This window comes from Streptomyces sp. NPDC050416 (genome assembly GCF_044458845.1).
In the GTDB taxonomy this organism is placed as follows: Bacteria; Actinomycetota; Actinomycetes; order Streptomycetales; family Streptomycetaceae; genus Streptomyces.
In genome coordinates this window covers 89,121-106,819 of the sequence record NZ_JBITII010000002.1, presented here as the reverse complement: position 1 = coordinate 106,819, position 17,699 = coordinate 89,121, and the positions used below count along the sequence as shown (strand labels likewise).

At 69.6% G+C, this 17,699-nt stretch carries 18 protein-coding genes; 10 read left to right on the top strand and 8 right to left on the bottom strand.

From position 1 onward, the window contains the following. Positions 1-11 precede the first annotated feature (11 nt). From mctP to ACIBL4_RS05460, 3 genes are all read right to left on the bottom strand, one after another. Positions 12-1,640, bottom strand: coding sequence for a monocarboxylate uptake permease MctP (gene mctP / locus ACIBL4_RS05470; protein WP_399406769.1), 1,629 nt, complete (start codon positions 1,638-1,640; stop codon positions 12-14). Continuing rightward, positions 1,637-1,903, bottom strand: a complete 267-nt coding sequence (locus ACIBL4_RS05465; protein ID WP_399406767.1) for a DUF3311 domain-containing protein — start codon at positions 1,901-1,903, stop codon at positions 1,637-1,639. The genes mctP and ACIBL4_RS05465 overlap by 4 nt, the downstream gene beginning before the upstream one ends. 130 nt (positions 1,904-2,033) lie before the next feature. After that, positions 2,034-2,798 carry a GntR family transcriptional regulator gene (locus ACIBL4_RS05460; protein WP_399406765.1) on the bottom strand — a complete coding sequence of 255 codons (765 nt, stop codon included), beginning with the start codon at positions 2,796-2,798 and terminating at the stop codon, positions 2,034-2,036. Positions 2,799-3,107: 309 nt separating this feature from the next. On the opposite strand from ACIBL4_RS05460, the gene ACIBL4_RS05455 reads away from it, so the two are divergent. The 6 genes from ACIBL4_RS05455 to ACIBL4_RS05430 all read left to right on the top strand — a co-directional run bounded on the left by ACIBL4_RS05455 (position 3,108) and on the right by ACIBL4_RS05430 (position 8,672). Then, on the top strand, positions 3,108-4,391 hold the full coding sequence (locus tag ACIBL4_RS05455; protein ID WP_399406764.1) for an extracellular solute-binding protein: 1,284 nt from the start codon (positions 3,108-3,110) through the stop codon (positions 4,389-4,391). Positions 4,392-4,462: 71 nt separating this feature from the next. Next, a complete protein-coding gene (locus tag ACIBL4_RS05450; protein WP_399406762.1) occupies positions 4,463-5,452 on the top strand; it encodes a carbohydrate ABC transporter permease in 990 nt (329 codons plus the stop codon). Beyond that, positions 5,449-6,288, top strand: a complete 840-nt coding sequence (locus tag ACIBL4_RS05445; RefSeq protein WP_086563476.1) for a carbohydrate ABC transporter permease — start codon at positions 5,449-5,451, stop codon at positions 6,286-6,288. Before ACIBL4_RS05450 ends, ACIBL4_RS05445 begins: the two co-directional genes overlap by 4 nt. A gap of 9 nt (positions 6,289-6,297) precedes the next feature. Next, entirely contained in the window at positions 6,298-7,848 is a 1,551-nt protein-coding gene (locus ACIBL4_RS05440; RefSeq protein WP_399406759.1) for a glycoside hydrolase family 3 protein, read from the top strand. 54 nt (positions 7,849-7,902) lie between these two features. Beyond that, positions 7,903-8,151 carry a helix-turn-helix transcriptional regulator gene (locus tag ACIBL4_RS05435; RefSeq protein WP_003992865.1) on the top strand — a complete coding sequence of 83 codons (249 nt, stop codon included), beginning with the start codon at positions 7,903-7,905 and terminating at the stop codon, positions 8,149-8,151. After that, positions 8,148-8,672, top strand: coding sequence for a hypothetical protein (locus tag ACIBL4_RS05430; protein ID WP_399406757.1), 525 nt, complete (start codon positions 8,148-8,150; stop codon positions 8,670-8,672). Before ACIBL4_RS05435 ends, ACIBL4_RS05430 begins: the two co-directional genes overlap by 4 nt. Positions 8,673-8,682: 10 nt before the next feature. Here the strand turns inward: ACIBL4_RS05430 and nagB are convergent, their stop codons facing one another. Further along, entirely contained in the window at positions 8,683-9,468 is a 786-nt protein-coding gene (nagB, locus tag ACIBL4_RS05425) for a glucosamine-6-phosphate deaminase (RefSeq protein WP_399406755.1), read from the bottom strand. Between the two features lie 247 nt (positions 9,469-9,715). Between nagB and ACIBL4_RS05420 the strand changes: the two genes are divergently transcribed. Further along, positions 9,716-10,789, top strand: a complete 1,074-nt coding sequence (locus tag ACIBL4_RS05420; RefSeq protein ID WP_399406753.1) for an SIS domain-containing protein — start codon at positions 9,716-9,718, stop codon at positions 10,787-10,789. Here ACIBL4_RS05420 and ACIBL4_RS05415 read toward each other — a convergent pair whose 3' ends face one another. Further along, positions 10,790-11,542, bottom strand: coding sequence for an SDR family oxidoreductase (locus tag ACIBL4_RS05415; RefSeq protein WP_399406751.1), 753 nt, complete (start codon positions 11,540-11,542; stop codon positions 10,790-10,792). Between the two features lie 97 nt (positions 11,543-11,639). On the opposite strand from ACIBL4_RS05415, the gene ACIBL4_RS05410 reads away from it, so the two are divergent. Together ACIBL4_RS05410 and ACIBL4_RS05405 are read left to right on the top strand one after the other, a co-directional pair. Further along, entirely contained in the window at positions 11,640-12,371 is a 732-nt protein-coding gene (locus ACIBL4_RS05410) for a TetR/AcrR family transcriptional regulator (RefSeq protein ID WP_399406749.1), read from the top strand. Positions 12,372-12,754: 383 nt separating this feature from the next. Further along, positions 12,755-14,221, top strand: coding sequence for a PAS domain-containing sensor histidine kinase (locus ACIBL4_RS05405; RefSeq protein WP_356924649.1), 1,467 nt, complete (start codon positions 12,755-12,757; stop codon positions 14,219-14,221). Positions 14,222-14,425: 204 nt separating this feature from the next. On the opposite strand, the gene ACIBL4_RS05400 is transcribed toward ACIBL4_RS05405, so the two are convergent. Next, complete coding sequence (locus ACIBL4_RS05400) at positions 14,426-14,683, bottom strand: WhiB family transcriptional regulator (protein ID WP_003992873.1); 258 nt, start codon at positions 14,681-14,683, stop codon at positions 14,426-14,428. Positions 14,684-15,002: 319 nt separating this feature from the next. Then, positions 15,003-15,971 (bottom strand): diacylglycerol/lipid kinase family protein, encoded by a 969-nt coding sequence (locus ACIBL4_RS05395; RefSeq protein WP_399406747.1) that lies wholly within the window; start codon positions 15,969-15,971, stop codon positions 15,003-15,005. 116 nt (positions 15,972-16,087) lie between these two features. Between ACIBL4_RS05395 and ACIBL4_RS05390 the strand changes: the two genes are divergently transcribed. Next, positions 16,088-16,528 carry a hypothetical protein gene (locus tag ACIBL4_RS05390; protein WP_399406745.1) on the top strand — a complete coding sequence of 147 codons (441 nt, stop codon included), beginning with the start codon at positions 16,088-16,090 and terminating at the stop codon, positions 16,526-16,528. 15 nt (positions 16,529-16,543) lie between these two features. Here the strand turns inward: ACIBL4_RS05390 and ACIBL4_RS05385 are convergent, their stop codons facing one another. After that, positions 16,544-17,686, bottom strand: a complete 1,143-nt coding sequence (locus tag ACIBL4_RS05385) for an RNA polymerase sigma factor SigF (RefSeq protein WP_399406743.1) — start codon at positions 17,684-17,686, stop codon at positions 16,544-16,546. Between the last annotated feature and the right edge of the window lie 13 nt (positions 17,687-17,699).

Below are 17,699 nucleotides of genomic sequence, written 5' to 3'. Positions count from 1 at the left end.
TCACCTGCGAGTCAGTGCGAGGTGCCCGCTGTCGCCGGCGGAAGCTCCACCTGGACGCCGGGGTCGCCCGCGTCCGCCGTGTAGTCCTCCGGCTTGGTCTCGTCGATGCCGTCGGGGGCCTTCAGTGCCTTGAGGACGAAGGTCAGGACGACGGTGACGACGACGTTCAGGACGAACGCCGTGAGGCCGATGTAGCCGATCTCGCCGATGCCCGGGATCTCCTTCGAGGAGCCGCCGAAGTGCTTCTGGGTCGGCGAGGCGACACCGTACGCGGCGACCGTGCCGTAGACCATGCCGACCGCCCAGCCCGCGAGCAGCGCCCAGCGGTGGAACCAGCGGGTGAACAGGCCGCCCACCAGGGCCGGGAAGGTCTGCAGGATCCAGATGCCGCCCAGCAGCTGGAAGTTGATGGCGACCGTCTTGTCCATGGTGAGGACGAAGGCCAGCGCGCCCACCTTCACCAGCAGCGACACCAGCTTGGAGACCTTGGTCTCCTGCGCCGGCGTGGCGTCCGGCTTGATGAAGTCCTTGTAGATGTTGCGGGTGAAGAGGTTCGCGGCCGCGATGGACATGATGGCCGCCGGGACCAGGGCCCCGATGCCGATCGCCGCGAAGGCCACACCCGCGAACCAGTCCGGGAACATGGTCTCGAACAGCTGCGGGATCGCCAGCTGCCCGTTCTGCACCTTGATCCCGGCCGCGATCGCCATGAAGCCGAGCAGCGCGAGCAGACCCAGCATCAGCGAGTACAGCGGCAGGATCGTGGTGTTGCGGCGGATCACGTCACGGCTCTTCGAGGACAGCGTCGCCGTGATCGAGTGCGGGTACATGAACAGCGCGAGCGCCGAACCCAGCGCCAGCGTGGCGTACGTCCACTGCCCCGCCTCCGGCGGCACCAGCGCACCCCGCGGCGCGCCCGTCGCCGGGTTGGTCTGACCGTACGCCTCGCCGGCCTTGGCGAAGATCTCGTCGAAGCCGCCCAGCTTGATCGGGATGTAGATGATCGCCACCGCGATGACGATGTAGATCAGGGTGTCCTTCACGAACGCGATCAGCGCCGGCGCCCGCAGACCCGACGAGTACGTGTACGCCGCCAGCACACCGAAGGCGATCAGCAGGGGCAGGTCCTTGATGAACCAGTTGGTGTTCTCGCCGCCGCCGACGCCCATGACGTCCAGGACGGCCTGGATGCCGACCAGTTGGAGCGCGATGTACGGCATCGTGGCCAGGATGCCGGTCACGGCCACAGCCAGCGACAGGCCCTTCGAGCCGAACCGGCCGCGCACGAAGTCGGACGTCGTCACGTACCCGTGCTTGTGCGAGACCGACCACAGGCGGGGCAGGAACGTGAAGATCAGCGGGTAGACGAGGATCGTGTAGGGGACCGCGAAGAAGCCGGCCGCGCCCGCCGCGTAGATCGCCGCCGGTACGGCCACGAAGGTGTATGCCGTGTACAGGTCGCCGCCGAGCAGGAACCAGGTGATCCAGGTGCCGAACGAGCGGCCGCCCAGGCCCCATTCGTCCAGACTGTGCTCGTTCTCGGCCTTGCGCCAGCGCGCGGCCAGGAAGCCCATGACCGTGACGGCCAGGAAGAAGAAGATGAAGACGGCGAGTGCGACGCCGTTCACGCCGTCGTTCACTGCGACGCACCGCCCTTCGCGGCAGAGCGGGCGCGCTGGTCACGCTGCCACAGCTTGTAGGCGATCATCGTCAGCGCCGTGGAGATCAGCACCCACGCCATCTGGTACCAGTAGAAGAACGGGATCCCGATGAAGGCCGGGTCGGTCTTGGCGTACGAGCCGACCCACAACATGGCCACGAAGGGCGCTATGAGGCAGAGAGCGATGACGACGCGCATCGGCGTCACCGTCGCCCCTCTGCCGGCTTCTGGGGCTTGCGACATCAGGCGGCTCCGTCCCCTCAGTGATCACCTGTGCAATGCGCAGGCAATCTAGGTCAGGGTGCGGCGGGAACGGAACCCCTCGTCCGTAATGCGGTACCCAAAAGAAACCGACGATTCCGCTGCCGGTCCGCTACTCCTGGGGACGCTTCAGACGCGCCACGAACTTGTACCGGTCCCCCCGGTACACCGACCGCACCCACTCCACCGGCTGGCCCTCCCGGTCCAGTGAGTGCCGGGAGAGCATCAGCATCGGCAGGCCGACGTCCGTGCCGAGCAGGCCGGCCTCGCGCGGGGTGGCGAGCGACGTCTCGATGGTCTCCTCGGCCTCCGCGAGATGGACGTCGTAGACCTCGGCGAGCGCGGTGTAGAGGGACGTGTACTTCACCAGGGACCGGCGCAGGGCCGGGAAGCGCTTCGCGCTCAGGTGGGTCGTCTCGATGGCCATCGGCTCGCCGTTGGCCATGCGCAGCCGCTCGATGCGCAGCACCCGCCCGCCGGCCGTGATGTCGAGCAGCCCGGCGAGGCGGTCGTCGGCGGTGATGTAGCCGATGTCCAGGAGCTGCGAGGTGGGTTCGAGACCCTGTGCGCGCATGTCCTCGGTGTACGAGGTCAGTTGCAGCGCCTGCGAGACCTTCGGCTTGGCGACGAACGTGCCCTTGCCCTGGATGCGCTCCAGCCGCCCCTCGACGACCAGTTCCTGGAGCGCCTGGCGCACGGTCGTGCGCGAGGTGTCGAACTCCGCCGCCAGAGTGCGCTCGGGCGGGACCGGCGTGCCGGGCGCCTGCGTCTCGGTCATGTCGAGCAGGTGCTTCTTCAGGCGGTAGTACTTGGGCACGCGTGCGGTACGGACGGGCGCCCCGTTCTCGTTCTCCGCACTGCTGATGTCGGTGCTCATGCTCCGCCTTCCCGGCTCCTGTGCCGACACGATCTCACTTGTATACCGTCGGCGCCGCTTTTGGTCTAGTCCACAACTTCAAGTGGTCTACCTGGAGTATGCCGTGCCCGGCCCGGGTTTTCGCCGGGTTCTTACTTAAAGGTCCCTGCATATGTAGGTCGCATAACGGCTGGTCAGAGCTCATTCCGGACCCTTGACAGGCCTGCTGGTCTGGTCCAAGCTCCCCCTACTGGTCTACACCATTGGTCCAGGGTCCTGGCCCCACGTTCGGGGAGCAGGGGGGTCGGTGGCATCCCTGAGGAGGGTGGCGTGAAGCGCAAGCTGATATCCGCGATCGGTATCGCGGGCATGGTGGTCTCCATCGCGGCGTGCGGGGGCGAGGGTGGCAGCGGGGGTTCGGACAAGGGCGCGGACGCCAAGGAGCTGACCGTCTGGCTCACCGTCGACGCACAGAACAACTGGCCGGAACTGGTGAAGGCCGCCGACGCGGCGGTGCAGAAGAAACACCCCGGTCTCAAGATCAACCACGAGTACTACGGCTGGCCCGACAAGAACGCCAAGCTCGACGCCGTCCTCGCCACCGACAAGGTCCCCGACGTGGTCGAGATGGGCAACACCGAGATGCTCGGCTACATGGTCAAGGGTGCCTTCGCCCCCCTCGACCCGGCCGAGTTCGACAGCTCGGACGCCTGGCTGGACGGCCTCAAGGCCTCGGTGACCTACGACGGCAAGACCTACGGCGTCCCGTACTACGCCGGCGGCCGCGTCGCCAACTGGCGCAAGGACGTGGCCGCCTCGGTCGGGGTGAAGACGCCCCCGAAGACCTACAAGGAGCTCACCGCCGCCCTGGACAAGATCCAGAAGAAGCAGGGCGGCAAGTTCAGCGCCTGGTACCAGCCCACCCGTGACTGGTACGCGGCCATGTCCTTCGTCTACGACGCCGGCGGCGCCATCGCCACCGAGTCGGGCGGCCGGTGGAAGGCCTCGCTCTCCTCGCCCGAGTCCCTCAAGGGCCTCAAGGAGTTCAAGAACGTCATCGACTCCTACATGCACGGCGACAAGACCAAGGACGAGTCCGACCGCTACATCGTCTACGGCCAGGGCAAGTCCGCCATGATCTTCGCCGCCGCCTGGGAGGGCGCGACCGCCGAGGACCCGAAGAACGACAAGTCCGGCAAGCTCAAGGGCAACCTCGAGAACTTCGTGATGCCCGGCCCGTCCGGCAAGAACATGCCCGTCTTCCTGGGCGGCTCCGACCTCGCCGTGCCGGTGAAGTCCGACGCGCAGGCCCTGGCCGCCGAGTGGATCAACGCGTTCACCGGGTCCTCCGGCCAGAAGGGCCTGATGGCCAAGGGCAACCTGCCCAACAACAAGACCGACCTCGCGACGCTGAAGAACGACCCGAAGACGGCGGTCCCCGCCACCGCGGCCGAGTCCAACTGGTTCGTCCCGATGGCCCCCGGCTGGGGCCAGGTCGAGAAGGCGCAGATCCTCCAGACCATGCTCCAGAGCATCGGCACCGGCAAGAAGTCGGTCGAGGCCGCCGCCAAGGACGCGGACGCCGCGATCGACAAGGTCATCAACACCAAGTGACCTTCGCGCGGGGCTCCCGGTCGGGGAGCCCCGCCGTCGTCAAGACCTGAGGGACCGCCGAGGAGCGCGCGATGAGTGCCGCAGACACCACCACCCCCGTCAAGGTGCCGCCACCGCGGCAGGCACCGCCGCCACCGGGCCTGGCGGACACGCCCCGTAGGCCACGGACGTCGAGCCCGGCCGCGGTCCCCTGGCTGCTGCTCGCGCCCTGCCTGCTGATCCTGGCCCTGGTCATGGGCTATCCGCTGGCCCGTCTGGTCACCCTGTCCTTCCAGAAGTTCGGGCAGTCCCAGCTGTGGGGCTTCCAGCCGGCCGAGTCGGTCGGGTTCGACAACTTCGCGAAGGTGCTGGGAGACGGTGAGTTCTGGACCGTCGTGGTCCGCACGATCGTCTTCGCCGCCGGGGCCGTCGTCTTCACGATGGTGATCGGCATGGCGATCGCCCTGCTGCTCCAGCGGGTCTCCGGCTGGCTGAAGATGCTCATCAACATCGTGCTGGTGGCCAGCTGGGGCATGCCCGTGATCGTGGCCACCACGGTCTTCAAGTGGCTCTTCGACTCGGACTACGGCGTCTTCAACGCGCTGCTCAGCAAGCTGCCCGGCGTCGAGATGATCGGCCACAACTGGTTCGCCAGCGGCCCCGAGGGCCTGGCCGTGATCACGCTGCTGGTGGTGTGGGGAGCCGTGCCGTTCGTGGTCATCACGCTCAGCGCGGGTCTCACCCAGGTGCCGAAGGAGCTGGAGGAGGCGGCCCGCCTGGACGGCGCCGGCGCCTGGGGCGTCTTCCGCTATGTCACCCTGCCCGTCCTCAAGCCGATCATCGTGATGCTCACGACCCTGTCGGTCATCTGGGACATGGGCGTCTTCCCCCAGGTGTTCGTGATGCGGGGCGGCCATCCCGAGCCGGAGTTCCAGGTCCTCAACACCTACTCCTACGACCGGGCGTTCGTGGTCAACGACTACGCCCAGGGCTCGGCCATCGCGCTGATCACCGTCCTGCTGCTGCTCGGCGTGGTCGCCGTCTACATGCGGCAGATGCTGAAGATCGGAGAGGTCGAATGAGCAGCACGCTGACCGGCCGCCGGGCGCCGAAGCTCTGGTGGAACGTCCTCGGCCTCCTGGTCTTCGTCACCGCGGGCTTCCCGCTGTACTGGATGCTCAACACGGCGTTCAAGCCCGCCAAGGACGCCATCGACCCGGACCCGAGCCTGCTGCCGACCGGCATCACCTTCGCCAACTTCGGCCGGGCGCTGGACATCGCCGACTTCTGGGGTCCGGTGGGCCGCAGCATGGTGGTGTCGCTGGCGGTGGTCGTCATCGGCATGGTCGTCGGGCTGCTGGCCGCGCTCGCCATCTCCCGGTTCGCCTTCCGCGGCCGCAAGATCGTGATCGTGGGCATCCTCGCGGTCCAGATGGTCCCGCTGGTCGCCATGATCATCCCGGTGTTCCTGCTGCTCAACGACCTGGGCCAGTACGACCGGCTGACGGGCCTCATCATCACGTACCTGACCTTCATCCTCCCTTTCACCGTGTGGACGCTGCGGGGCTTCATCGTCAACATCCCGAAGGAACTGGAGGAGGCGGCCATGGTCGACGGCTGCTCCCGCACGGGCGCCTTCCTGAGGGTCGTCTTCCCGCTCCTGGCCCCCGGCATGGTCGCCACCTCGGTCTACGGTTTCATCCAGGCCTGGAACGAGTACCTGTACGCCCTGATGCTGCTCAGCCAGAAGAACCAGACGGCGACCGTCTGGCTCGGCAACTTCACCACGAAGCACGGCACCGAATACGCCCCGATGATGGCCGGCGCCACGATGATGGCCGTGCCGATCGTCGCCCTCTTCCTCCTCGTCCAGCGCAAGATGGCCGCGGGCCTGACCGCGGGCGCCGTGAAGGGATGACCCCACCCCATGACGACACTCGCCAGCGGTACCGACACGCTCACCCGTGACGCCCTGACGGTCCTTCAGCCCGGTTTCACCGGAACCACCGCCCCCGACTGGCTGCTGCGCCGGCTCGGCGAGGGCCTCGCCTCCGTCGGCCTGTTCGGCCGCAACATCGCCTCGCCCGGCCAACTGGCCGCGCTGACCGCCCAGCTGCGGGCCGAGCGCGACGACGTCCTGGTCGCGATCGACGAGGAAGGCGGTGACGTGACGCGCCTGGAGGTGCGGACCGGCTCCTCCTTCCCGGGCAACCACGCCCTCGGCGCGGTGGACGACGTGGAGCTGACACGAGAGGTCGCCCACGAACTGGGCCGCCGTCTCGCCGCCTGCGGCGTGAACCTCAACTGGGCCCCGTCCGCCGACGTCAACTCCGACCCGCGCAACCCGGTGATCGGTGTCCGCTCCTTCGGCGCCGACACCGACCTCGCCGCCCGGCACACCGCCGCGTATGTGACGGGCCTGCAGTCGGCCGGAGTCGCCGCCTGCACCAAGCACTTCCCCGGCCACGGCGACACGGCCGTCGACTCCCACCACGCCCTCCCGCGCATCGACGTCCCCGAAGACGTCCTGGGCGACCGCGAACTGGCCCCGTTCCGCGCGGCCATCGCCGCCGGCAGCCGGGCCGTGATGAGCGCCCACATCCTCGTCCCTGCCCTGGACCCCGACCGCCCGGCGACCCTCTCCCGCCGCATCCTGACCGGACTGCTGCGCGGCGAACTCGGCTACGACGGCCTCATCGTCACCGACGGCATGGAGATGCGGGCCATCTCGGGCACCTACGGCATCGAACGCGGCAGCGTCCTCGCCGTCGCCGCCGGTGCCGACGCGATCTGCGTGGGCGGCGGTCTGTCCGACGACGCGACCGTACGGCGCCTGCGCGACGCCCTGGTCGCGGCGGTCCGCACGGGCGAACTGCCCGAGGAACGCCTGGCCGAGGCCGCGCACCGGGTCCGGGCGCTGGCCCGCTGGGCGAGCACGGCGAACCGCGCACCCGAGGACACCCACGGCAGCGAGATCGGCCTGCACGCCGCTCGCCGCGCCCTCACGGTCACCGTCGCCCCGGGCCTCGGGACCCCGGAGACCTTCAAGCCCCTCACCGAACCGCCCTACGTCGCCGCCCTCACCCCCGTCGCCAACATCGCGGTGGGCGACGAGACCCCCTGGGGCATCGCCGCCGAACTCGTCCACCTCCTGCCGGGCACGGTGACGGGCAGCTTCTCGGCGGAGGACGGCAAGTCGGAGGACGGCAACGCGAGCGATGCCGGTGCCGGTGAGGGCGCCGGACGGGCGGCGCTCCAGGCGGCCGGTCCGCGGCGCATCGTCGCCGTCGTCCGCGACGAACACCGCCACCCCTGGATGGCCTCGGCCCTCGACACCCTGCTGGCGGCCCGCCCCGACACCATCGTCGTCGAAATGGGCGTCCCCCAGGCCGCACCCCGCGGCGCCCTGCACATCGCCACCCACGGCGCGGCCCGCGTCTGCGGCCGGGCTGCGGCCGAGGTGATCGCCGGGTTGTAGAGCTGGTTGTGCAGCTGGTTGTAAGACTGCCTCCGAATGTAGTACTTCTTATACATGAGCGAGCAGGTGCACAACAGGTTGGCCATGGTGCGCGCCGAACGGAAGGTGTCGCGCCAGAGCCTGGCCGAGGCAGTGGGAGCCCACTACCAGACCATCGGCTACATCGAGCGAGGCCAGTACAACCCGAGCCTCGACCTGGCACTGAAGATCTCGAAGTTCTTCGGTCTGCCGGTCGAGGCCCTGTTCTCCCTCGAACCGTTCCGGCCGCTCACGGACGAGGTCTACGGGAGGAACCAGCCATGACGACGACACGCCTGACCCGCTACGACCGGAGCATGCTGCGGCTGATGAACGACCGCCGCGCCCAGGCCTGGTACGCCACGGCGGCACGCCGACGTCTGGCCGTCGCCGCGCACATCACCCTCACCGTGGCCATCGGCGCACTGATGACCCACTTCTTCCTCGCCGAGGGCGAGCCGCTGTGGCCCGTCGCCGCGATGGCGGTGCTGCTGCTTCCCTGGATGGTCGCGACCGGCGTCATCAACGGCGCCACCCGGGGCCTGCTGGAGCTGCGCGAACACGTACTGGACGAGCGGCAGTCGGCCGAGCGCCGCCGCGTCCTGGCCCGGGCCCACCGCATGACCACGCTGCTCCTGGCCGCGACGGCGGCCGCCCTGCTGATCACGGGCGGTGTCGACGGCAACGCCCCGAAGGCCTACGCGGCACCCCTCCTCATCGCCGTCCTCGTCGTCCACCGGGTCATGCCGCTGTGGGTGGCCGGCCTGCGCGCCGAGGACGAGCCGGCCGACGACGAGGCCTTGTAAGCGAGGGCCCCTAGATCCCCTGCCACTCCGGCTTGTTGGCGTAGGTGTACCGGAAGTAGTCCGCCAGCTTCAGCTTCGACGCGGCGGCCTCGTCGACCACGACGGTCGCATGCGGGTGGAGCTGGAGCGCGGACGCGGGGCACACCGCGGCGACCGGCCCCTCCACCGTCGCAGCGACCGCGTCCGCCTTGCCCTCGCCGGTGGCGAGCAGCACCAGGTGCCGGGCCTCCAGGATCGTGCCGATGCCCTGTGTGATCACATGGTGCGGCACCTGGTCGATGTCGCCGTCGAAGAAGCGCGCGTTGTCGATCCGGGTCTGCTCCGTCAGCGTCTTGATCCGCGTCCGCGACGCCAGCGACGAACACGGCTCGTTGAACCCTATGTGCCCGTCGGTCCCGATCCCGAGCAGCTGAAGGTCCACACCCCCGGCGTCCGCGAGCACCTTGTCGTACGCCTCGCACGCGCCCTGCACGTCCTCGGCCGTGCCGTCGGGTCCCATGAACTGGTCCATCCCGATGCCGAGCGGCTCCAGCACCTCACGCCGCAGCACCGAGCGGTACGACTCCGGATGGTCGGCGGGCAGCCCCACGTACTCGTCGAGCTGGGCTATCCGCGCCCGCGTGACGTCCACGGCACCGGAGCACACCTTGGCCGCCAGCGCCTCGTACACGGGCAGCGGCGTCGAGCCGGTCGCCACGCCGAGCAGGGCGCCGGGCTTGCGCCGGAGCAGCTGAGCCATGGCCTCGGCGATGAGCTCGCCGCCAGCCTTGGCGTCCGGAACGATGACAACTTCCACGCTGGGCCTGCCGATCTGAGAGGGATGCTCAACTGGGACCGGACCCGGGAGGGGTCGTGTGGTTTAGACCAATCTAACAGAGCGGTGACGCCGCTCCCAGGGTGAAGTCCGCCGGTCCCGCAGGGGCAGCCACCCGGTGCCGGCCAGGTCTCCCGCAGGTGAACAGCGCCGGTCCCGCGTGGCCGTTCCGCGGTGCGGGGGAGTGGAATGGGAGCTGCATCTGCCCGCGCCCCGGAAGGACCCCGCCATGACCGCCGCCGCCACACCGGACCCCCTCAGCGAGCGCCCGGGCCGGATCATGGCCCGGGAGATGGCGGAGCAGCCCGCCGTGCTGCGCCGGATCCTGGCCGACGGCGCCGCCACCATCGGGGACGTGGCACAGCAGATCGCCGCCCGCGCCCCCCGCTTCGTCCTGCTGACCGCCCGCGGCACCTCCGACAACGCCGCCCTCTACGCCAAGTACCTTCTGGAGATCAGGCTCGGCCTGCCCTGCGGACTCACCTCGATGTCCACCACCACGGCCTACGGTGCCCGGCCCGACCTCACGGATGTCCTCGTCGTCACCGTCAGCCAGTCCGGCGGCTCCCCGGACCTGGTCGCCTCGACGCGGGCCGCCCGCGAGGCCGGCGCGATCACGCTCGCCGTCACCAACAACCCGGACTCACCGCTCGCCGGCGTCTCCGAGTACCACATCGACATCATGGCCGGACCGGAGAAGGCCCTCCCCGCGACCAAGACGTACACCGCCTCCCTCCTCGCGCTCTACCTGTTCGTCGAGGGCCTGCGCGGCGGCGACGGCGCACCCGCCCAGGTGCTGCCGGACCTCGCCGGGCAGCTGCTCGCCCGGCAGGACGAGGTGCGCGCCCTCGCCGCCCGCTACCGCTTCGCCGAGCGCATGGTGATCACCTCACGCGGCTACGGCTACCCCACGGCCAAGGAGGCCGCCCTCAAGCTGATGGAGACCAGCTACATCCCCGCGCTCTCCTACTCCGGCGCCGACCTGCTGCACGGGCCGCTCGCCATGGTCGACAACGTCTCCCCGGTCATCGCCGTCGTCACCGACGGCAAGGGCGGCGAAGCGCTCCAGCCGGTCCTCGACCGGCTGCGCGGCCGCGGTGCCGACCTGGTCGTCATCGGCCCCAGGCACCAGGTCGAGCAGGCGTCGGCCGGCTTCGTCCTGCCGACGGAGGATGTCGCCGAGGAGGTCCAGCCCGTCCTGGAGATCATTCCCCTCCAGCTCCTGGCCTACGAGGTCACCATCGCCCGCGGCCAGGACCCGGACGCGCCCCGGGCGCTGGCGAAGGTGACGGAGACTCGCTGACTATGTGAGCGAACCCCCCGTCACATCCACCCAGCTTCCCGTGACCCACCGACCCTGGTCCGAGACCAGGAACGCCACCACGTCGGCGACGTCGGCCGGCTCGCCCACCCCGCCCAGCGCCGAATACGCCGCGGCCTTCGCCCAGCCGTCGGCACTGCCGTGCAGCAGCTGGGCCGTGTTGTCCGTGTCGATGATCCCCGGCGCCACCGAGTTCACCGTGATGCCCCGGGGGCCCAGCACCTTGGACAGGTCCCGCGAGAGGACGTCCAGCGCGGCCTTCGTCATCGCGTACGCCATGTTGTCCGTCATCACCGCGGTCCGGGCCAGCCCCGAGGATATGTTGACGACCCGGCCGCCGTCCCGCAGCCGGCTCATGCCGTGCTTGAGTATGAAGAACGGCGCCTTCACGTTCACCGCGAAGACCTTGTCGTACTCCGGCTCGTCCAGCTCCTGGATCGGGGGCGTGTTACCGATCCCCGCGTTGTTCACGAGGATGTCCAGCCCGTCCGCGTGCCGGTCGAACTCCGCCCACAGTGCCTCGGCGTCCCCCGGCAGGCCCAGCTCCACGCCCACCGCGAACGCCGAGCCGCCCGCCGCCTCGATCGCCGCGACCGTCTCCTTCGCCGCCGTCTCGTTCCTGCCGTAGTGCACGCCGACCCGCGCGCCGTCGCGGCCCAGCCGCTCGGCGATCCCTCGCCCGATGCCCCTGCTCGCACCCGTGACGAGTGCAGTCCTGCCTGTGAGCACGCCCATGGCGGCGCCCCCTTCTCATTTATCTAGCGGTCGCTACAGAAATGACCGTACAGCAGCCCGCCGACATTTTTCTAGTGGCCGCTATAAAATGCACTCCATGGTGAACGACGACGGGACCGCGAGGGCCGAGAGACACGGAACCGCGACGAGCCAGGGCACCGGAACCGCGACGAGCCAGGGCACCGGAACCGCGACGGGCGGAACGGCAACGGGCAAGGTCAGAGGAAGGCCCCGCGGCCGCCCCCGCTCCTTCGACCGTGAGACGGCCCTGGAAAAGGCACTCCTGGCCTTCTGGGAGCACGGGTATGAGGCCACGTCCGTCTCCGACCTCACTCGCGTCATGGACATAGGCGCCCCCAGCCTCTACGCGGCCTTCGGCGACAAGCGGTCCCTCTTCGAGGAGGTCGTCCAGGTCTACGGCAGGAGGTACGGCTCGTTCACGGACCGGGCCCTCGCCGAGGAACCCACCGCCCGGGACGCCGTCGAGCGCATGCTGCGCGAGGCCGCCGCCGCGTACACGGAACCAGGCCATCCGCACGGCTGTCTCGTCGTCCACGCCGCCGCGAACTGCTCGACCCCCGAGGTCGAACGGTCGCTGCGGGACCGTCGCAACGCCAACATCGCCGCGATCGAGAGCCGCGTCCGCGCCGATGCCGCCGCCGGTGTGCTGCCTCCGGGGACCGACGCCGCCGCCCTGGCCCGGCACGCCGGAGCGATGATCCAGGGCATGTCACAACAGGCGCGGGACGGGGCGAGCCGGGAGGAACTGGAGTCGGTCGCGGAAATTGCCATGTCCGTCTGGCCCCGCACAGGAACCCACACCGGTTAGGCTGCGTGAGGACGCCGGCGCGCCCGAGCCGTCTGAGAATTAACAACAACGAACAGCCTCCAACGCATGGACACCCACGAGTGGTCTAGTCCACAATGCGTGATGAGAGCGCGTGTGCAGCGCGCACCAGCCTCCGCCTTCCCCGCACAGGAAGGCGGACAGAGGAACCGAGGCTCTCTGCCCTGACTGCCCCGGCTCCTCGTCCTTCGGCCGACCGGGACCGCACACCCCACGGCCGATACTGCTCCGGGCTGCGGTGCCGGGAGGGTTGAGGGTCCCTCCCAGGCGCCGCGGCCCGCGGGTGTCCAGGAGCCCGTACCGCTCCGGGCCCGCACATTTCAGAGCCGTACAAACCCCCGGGTACGCTCGCTCACGTGCCCTCCATGAACGAACTCGTACGCCAGCACACCGCCCTCGACGACACCGATCTCGAGTGGCTCCACCTGCTGGTCTCGGAGTGGCAGCTGCTCTCCGACCTCTCCTTCGCCGACCTGGTGCTGTGGGTCCCCACCAGCGACGGCACGCGGTACGTGTCCGTCGCGCAGATGCGGCCCAACACCGGTCCGACGTCCTACCAGGACGACATGGTGGGCCACCTGGTCCCGCGTGGCCGCCGCCCGATGCTGGACGCCGCCCTCGACGAGGGCCGCATCGTGCGCGAGGGGGACCCCGAGTGGCGCGAAGAGGTCCCCGTCCGGGTCGAGTCGATCCCCGTGCGGCGCGAGGGGCGCGTCCTCGGTGTCATCGCGCGCAACACCAACCTCCTCACCGTGCGCACCCCGAGCCGCCTGGAGCTCACCTACCTCCAGAGCGCCTCCGACCTCGCACAGATGATCGCGGCCGGCTCCTTCCCGTTCGCGAACCAGCTGCTCGACATGGACGCCTCGCCCCGGGTGGGCGACGGCCTGATCCGGCTCGACGCCGACGGCCTCGTCCAGTACGCCTCCCCGAACGCGCTGTCCGCCTACCACCGCCTCGGCCTCGCCTCCGACCTCGTCGGCCAGCACCTGGGCAGGACCACCGCCGAACTCGCCCCGACCAGGGGCCCGGTGGACGAGGCGCTCGCCAAGGTCGCCAGCGGCTGGGCGCCGCGCGAGTTCGAGATCGAGGCCAGCGACGGGGTCATCCAGTTCCGCGCGATCCCCCTCAAACCCAAGGGCACCCGCATCGGCTCGCTGGTCCTGCTCCGCGACGTCACCGAACTCCGCCGCCGCGAACGCGAGTTGATCACCAAGGACGCGACGATCCGGGAGATCCACCACCGCGTCAAGAACAACCTCCAGACGGTGGCGGCCCTGCTCCGCCTCCAGGCCCGGCGCATCGAATCCGACCGCGGCCGCGAGGCTCTGGAGGAGGCGGTGCGACGCGTCGGATCGATTGCGATCGTGCACGAGACGCTTTCCCAGAACCTGGACGAGCGCGTGGAGTTCGACGAGATCGCCGACCGCGTCCTGGCCATGGTCGCGGAGATCTCCCCGGGCAAGGTCGCCGGCCGGCGCACCGGCCGCTTCGGCATCCTCGACGCCGAGGTCGCCACGCCGCTGTCGATGGTGCTGACCGAGGTTCTGCAGAACGCGCTGGAGCACGGCTTCCGCGAGGGCGACACCGGCACGGTGGAGGTGTCGGCGGTCCGCGGCGGTACGTCCAAGGAGGCCCGCCTGCTGGTCACCGTCCAGGACGACGGCGTCGGCCTGCCGGACGGTTTTGATCCGAAGACCGCGGGCAATCTCGGCCTCCAGATCGTACGCACCCTGGTGGAGGGCGAGTTGGGGGGAACCTTCGACATGGTCCCGGCCCCCGAGCGCGGCACCCGTGTGATCCTGGACATCCCGGTGCCGACGCGGAAGTAGCAGCAGCGACTGCCGAGACCGGCCCGGGTCCCTCGGAAGAGGCCCGTCACAGCATTGAGCCCCGGGCCATCAAATGGCCCGGGGCTAAAGCTCGTTGCTGCTTAACTAAGCGCATCGGGGGAACTGCGCGCTGCGGCTCGGGGGCGGGAGATGCGTACTCGCTGTACGCGCCGCCAAGCTCAGGCTGTCAGCAGGGGTGGGTTGTCAGGCGGAGGCCTGACGGGCCCGGTTGCGGGCGGCGCGGCGCTTCATGGCGCGGCGCTCGTCCTCGCTGAGACCACCCCAGACGCCGGAGTCCTGGCCGGACTCGAGCGCCCACTGCAGACACTGCTCGATCACCGGGCAGCGACGGCAGACGGCCTTGGCTTCCTCGATCTGCAGCAGCGCAGGACCGGTGTTGCCGATGGGGAAGAAGAGCTCGGGGTCTTCCTCGCGGCAAACGGCGTTGTGACGCCAGTCCATGGCTGCTACCTCTCCTTGGTATTACGTGCAGGTGCTTGTGAATGTGAACGCTTTCACGAATCCCTCAACAAGTGAAGGGCCGATCGCCAGGTTCCCTGGCGTGGGTCCTGTGAGTTGAAGAGGGGTTCTGGTGATCAGTGGAGGCCGATGCTGCGGGCCGTCCCGATCGCCACGTAGAGACTCGCAAACCTCAGCGGCGGATACAACCCCTTCTGGAAAGTTTTTTTTGATTCTTCGGTGTCGACTAGGTCACAGCCGTACTTCCATGGGGTGGACCCTGGCCTAAACGTTCGAGTGAAAGGACTTTAGCCAGTTCTGCTCACACAATCACACGCAGTGCACGACGTACGCCTGTGAACGTCACGCTCGTTCGCAGCCCCAGGTGGTCACCGTCCATCTGGAGGGGGAGCGGCACCTTCGAATGCAAGGTGAACTCGGTCAAATCGTGCAGAGAGGTCGCGTGCCTGCCATGGGGTCCGCGCTCGGGGGACGAAGTGAGCAACTGGGTGCCATACCGGGCAACCGCTGTCGTGGACAGCCGGCTGAGACCGAAGAGATCCAGTCCGGTATCGAACGAGGCCTTAGGTGCCGCGTAGATCGGGCGATTCCCCAGAAACGTCCACGGGGAGGTGTTCGAGACTATGGACAGCACCAGATCGGTGACCGGATCCTCGCCGGCCCGTTCCAGCGTGATCGTCCCGTGCCGGCGGTTCGGTTCCCCGAGGAGTTGGCGCACGACCTGGCGGACGTAAAGAGCGTGTGTGGATTTCCGGCCGCGCTCGCGGTGCTGCTCCACCCGGCCGACCACGCCGGCGTCGAAGCCGAGTCCCGCGTTGAAGGTGAACCAGCGGGAGGGCACCGCCGCGTCCTCCGTGCCCGGGGTGCCGGAGGTCAGGCCCAGGCCGACGGTGCGTTCGCTGCCGTCGCGCAAGGCGTCCAGCAGGGCCCCGGTCGCTTCCACCGCGTCGTTGGGCAGGCCCAGAGCACGGGCGAAGACGTTGGTGGAGCCGCCCGGGACCACGGCGAGGCCGGGGAGGTGTCCCGGGTCGGGACCGGCGTGGAGCAGGCCGTTGACCACCTCGTTGACCGTGCCGTCGCCGCCGAGGGCCACCACCAGGTCTATGTCGTCGCTCTCCGCCGCATGCCGGCCCAGGTCGCGCGCATGGCCGCGGTACTCGGTGGTGACCGCTTCCAGCTTCATCTCGCTGGCGAGCGCGTGGATCAGTACGTCGCGTGTGCGCGCACTTGTGGTGGTTGCCGCCGGATTGACCACGAGAAGTGCACGCATGACTGGCAGCGTACCTACTGGGTGGTACCTGGCCCATACCGAGGTAGGGATCAGGTAAGAGAGCGGGGGCGAACCTGGCCATGAGGGGCGCGTACGGCCGGGGCTACTCTTCAGGGGTGAGCAGTGAGCAGACCTCCACCACCCAGGACACCCCCGGCCCCCGACCGCGGAGGCTGACGTACGCCGCGCTGCTGGCCGCGCTGGAAGGGCTCGCACTGGTCGTCGGCGGCGTCTGGATCCTCGTCCTCGGCCTCACCGGTGAGCCGGACGACCGTCAGCAGGCCGTGACCGGGGGTATCACGCTCGTCGTGCTCGCGCTGCTGCCGCTGCTCGCCGCGCGCGGGCTGCTCGGCTGCCGCAGCTGGAGCCGCGGCCCGGCCGTCATCACCCAGCTCATGGCGCTGCCGGTGGCCTACAACCTGCTCCAGGCCGACAGCATGGCCATTCCGGCCGGGATCGCCCTCGCGGTCGTGGCCGTCGCGGCGCTCGTCCTGCTCGTGAACCCCGAGACGACCCGGGCCCTCGGGATCCGCGGGCCCGGCAACGCGGAGAAGTAGCCGTCCGGGGAGCCGTCACTCCTCGACGAGGAGCTTCTCCCGGAGCTGCGCCAGGGTGCGCGCCAGCAGCCGCGAGACGTGCATCTGCGAGATGCCGACCTCCTGTGCGATCTGCGACTGGGTCATGTTGCCGAAGAACCGCAGCAGCAGGATCCGCTTCTCGCGCGGCGGGAGGTCCTCCAGCAGCGGCTTGAGGGACTCCCGGTACTCCACGCCCTCCAGCGCCTCGTCCTCCGCGCCGAGGGTGTCCGCGACCGCCGGTGATTCGTCGTCGGTGTCGGGGACGTCCAGGGACAGCGTGGAGTACGCGTTGGCGGACTCCAGGCCCTCCAGGACCTCCTCCTCGGAGATCGCGAGCTTCTCGGCGAGCTCGTGGACCGTGGGTGAGCGGCCGTGCAGTTGCGAGAGCTCCGCCGTGGCCGTGGTCAGTGACAGGCGCAGCTCCTGGAGGCGGCGCGGGACGCGCACCGCCCAGCCCTTGTCCCGGAAGTGCCGCTTGATCTCGCCGACGACCGTCGGGGTCGCGTACGTGGAGAACTCCACGCCGCGGTCCGGGTCGAAGCGGTCGACCGACTTGATCAGCCCGATCGTGGCGACCTGGGTCAGGTCGTCCAGCGGCTCGCCGCGGTTGCGGAAGCGCCGCGCGAGATGCTCCACGAGCGGCAGGTGCATGCGGACCAGCTGGTTGCGCAGCTCCGCGTACTCGGGGCTGCCGGGGCTCAGAGTGCGCAGTTTGAGGAACATCTCGCGCGCCCCGCTGCGGTCCGGGGAGCCGTGCTGCGCACCCTGTGTGTGGTGCGCGCGCGGCGCTGCGTCCTCGGACTGTCGCTCGTGCTCGCTCATCGTCCCGCCCGTCGCCCTTCCCCGAGCCCTCGCCTCCTCCTCCACTCCCGGCTTCGCGCGAGTGGGGGAACCCCCCTGGGCAGGAGATGCCGCGATCCCTCCGCCCGGAGGCGCGCTCCGCACGGCACTCTCCCGGTCCCGCCGCTCGCCTCCCGGGAGGACGGCCCCCGCGGAGTCGTCCTCGGGATGCGGGCGGGCCTGCTCGGGGATGCCGTCGATGCCGTCCGCCATGCGCCGGGCCCCGGTCGGACCGCACGGGTCCGTGGCCGTGCCCTCGGCCGGCAGCTCTCGTGTGCCGCGCTCTTCGTCCCGCACCGGCCCGTCCTCG

Excerpts from the sequence above, each read along its gene's own strand:
- ACIBL4_RS05405 (WP_356924649.1), top strand. The coding sequence starts at position 12,755 with ATGAACGAACTCGTACGCCAGCACACCGCCCTCGACGACACCGATCTC.
- ACIBL4_RS05415 (WP_399406751.1), bottom strand. The coding sequence starts at position 11,542 with ATGGGCGTGCTCACAGGCAGGACTGCACTCGTCACGGGTGCGAGCAGG.
- ACIBL4_RS05445 (WP_086563476.1), top strand. The coding sequence starts at position 5,449 with ATGAGCAGCACGCTGACCGGCCGCCGGGCGCCGAAGCTCTGGTGGAAC.
- ACIBL4_RS05400 (WP_003992873.1), bottom strand. The coding sequence starts at position 14,683 with ATGGACTGGCGTCACAACGCCGTTTGCCGCGAGGAAGACCCCGAGCTC.
- ACIBL4_RS05460 (WP_399406765.1), bottom strand. The coding sequence starts at position 2,798 with ATGAGCACCGACATCAGCAGTGCGGAGAACGAGAACGGGGCGCCCGTC.
- ACIBL4_RS05395 (WP_399406747.1), bottom strand. The coding sequence starts at position 15,971 with ATGCGTGCACTTCTCGTGGTCAATCCGGCGGCAACCACCACAAGTGCG.
- ACIBL4_RS05440 (WP_399406759.1), top strand. The coding sequence starts at position 6,298 with ATGACGACACTCGCCAGCGGTACCGACACGCTCACCCGTGACGCCCTG.
- ACIBL4_RS05420 (WP_399406753.1), top strand. The coding sequence starts at position 9,716 with ATGACCGCCGCCGCCACACCGGACCCCCTCAGCGAGCGCCCGGGCCGG.
- ACIBL4_RS05435 (WP_003992865.1), top strand. The coding sequence starts at position 7,903 with ATGAGCGAGCAGGTGCACAACAGGTTGGCCATGGTGCGCGCCGAACGG.
- ACIBL4_RS05465 (WP_399406767.1), bottom strand. The coding sequence starts at position 1,903 with ATGTCGCAAGCCCCAGAAGCCGGCAGAGGGGCGACGGTGACGCCGATG.
- ACIBL4_RS05450 (WP_399406762.1), top strand. The coding sequence starts at position 4,463 with ATGAGTGCCGCAGACACCACCACCCCCGTCAAGGTGCCGCCACCGCGG.
- ACIBL4_RS05430 (WP_399406757.1), top strand. The coding sequence starts at position 8,148 with ATGACGACGACACGCCTGACCCGCTACGACCGGAGCATGCTGCGGCTG.
- ACIBL4_RS05410 (WP_399406749.1), top strand. The coding sequence starts at position 11,640 with ATGGTGAACGACGACGGGACCGCGAGGGCCGAGAGACACGGAACCGCG.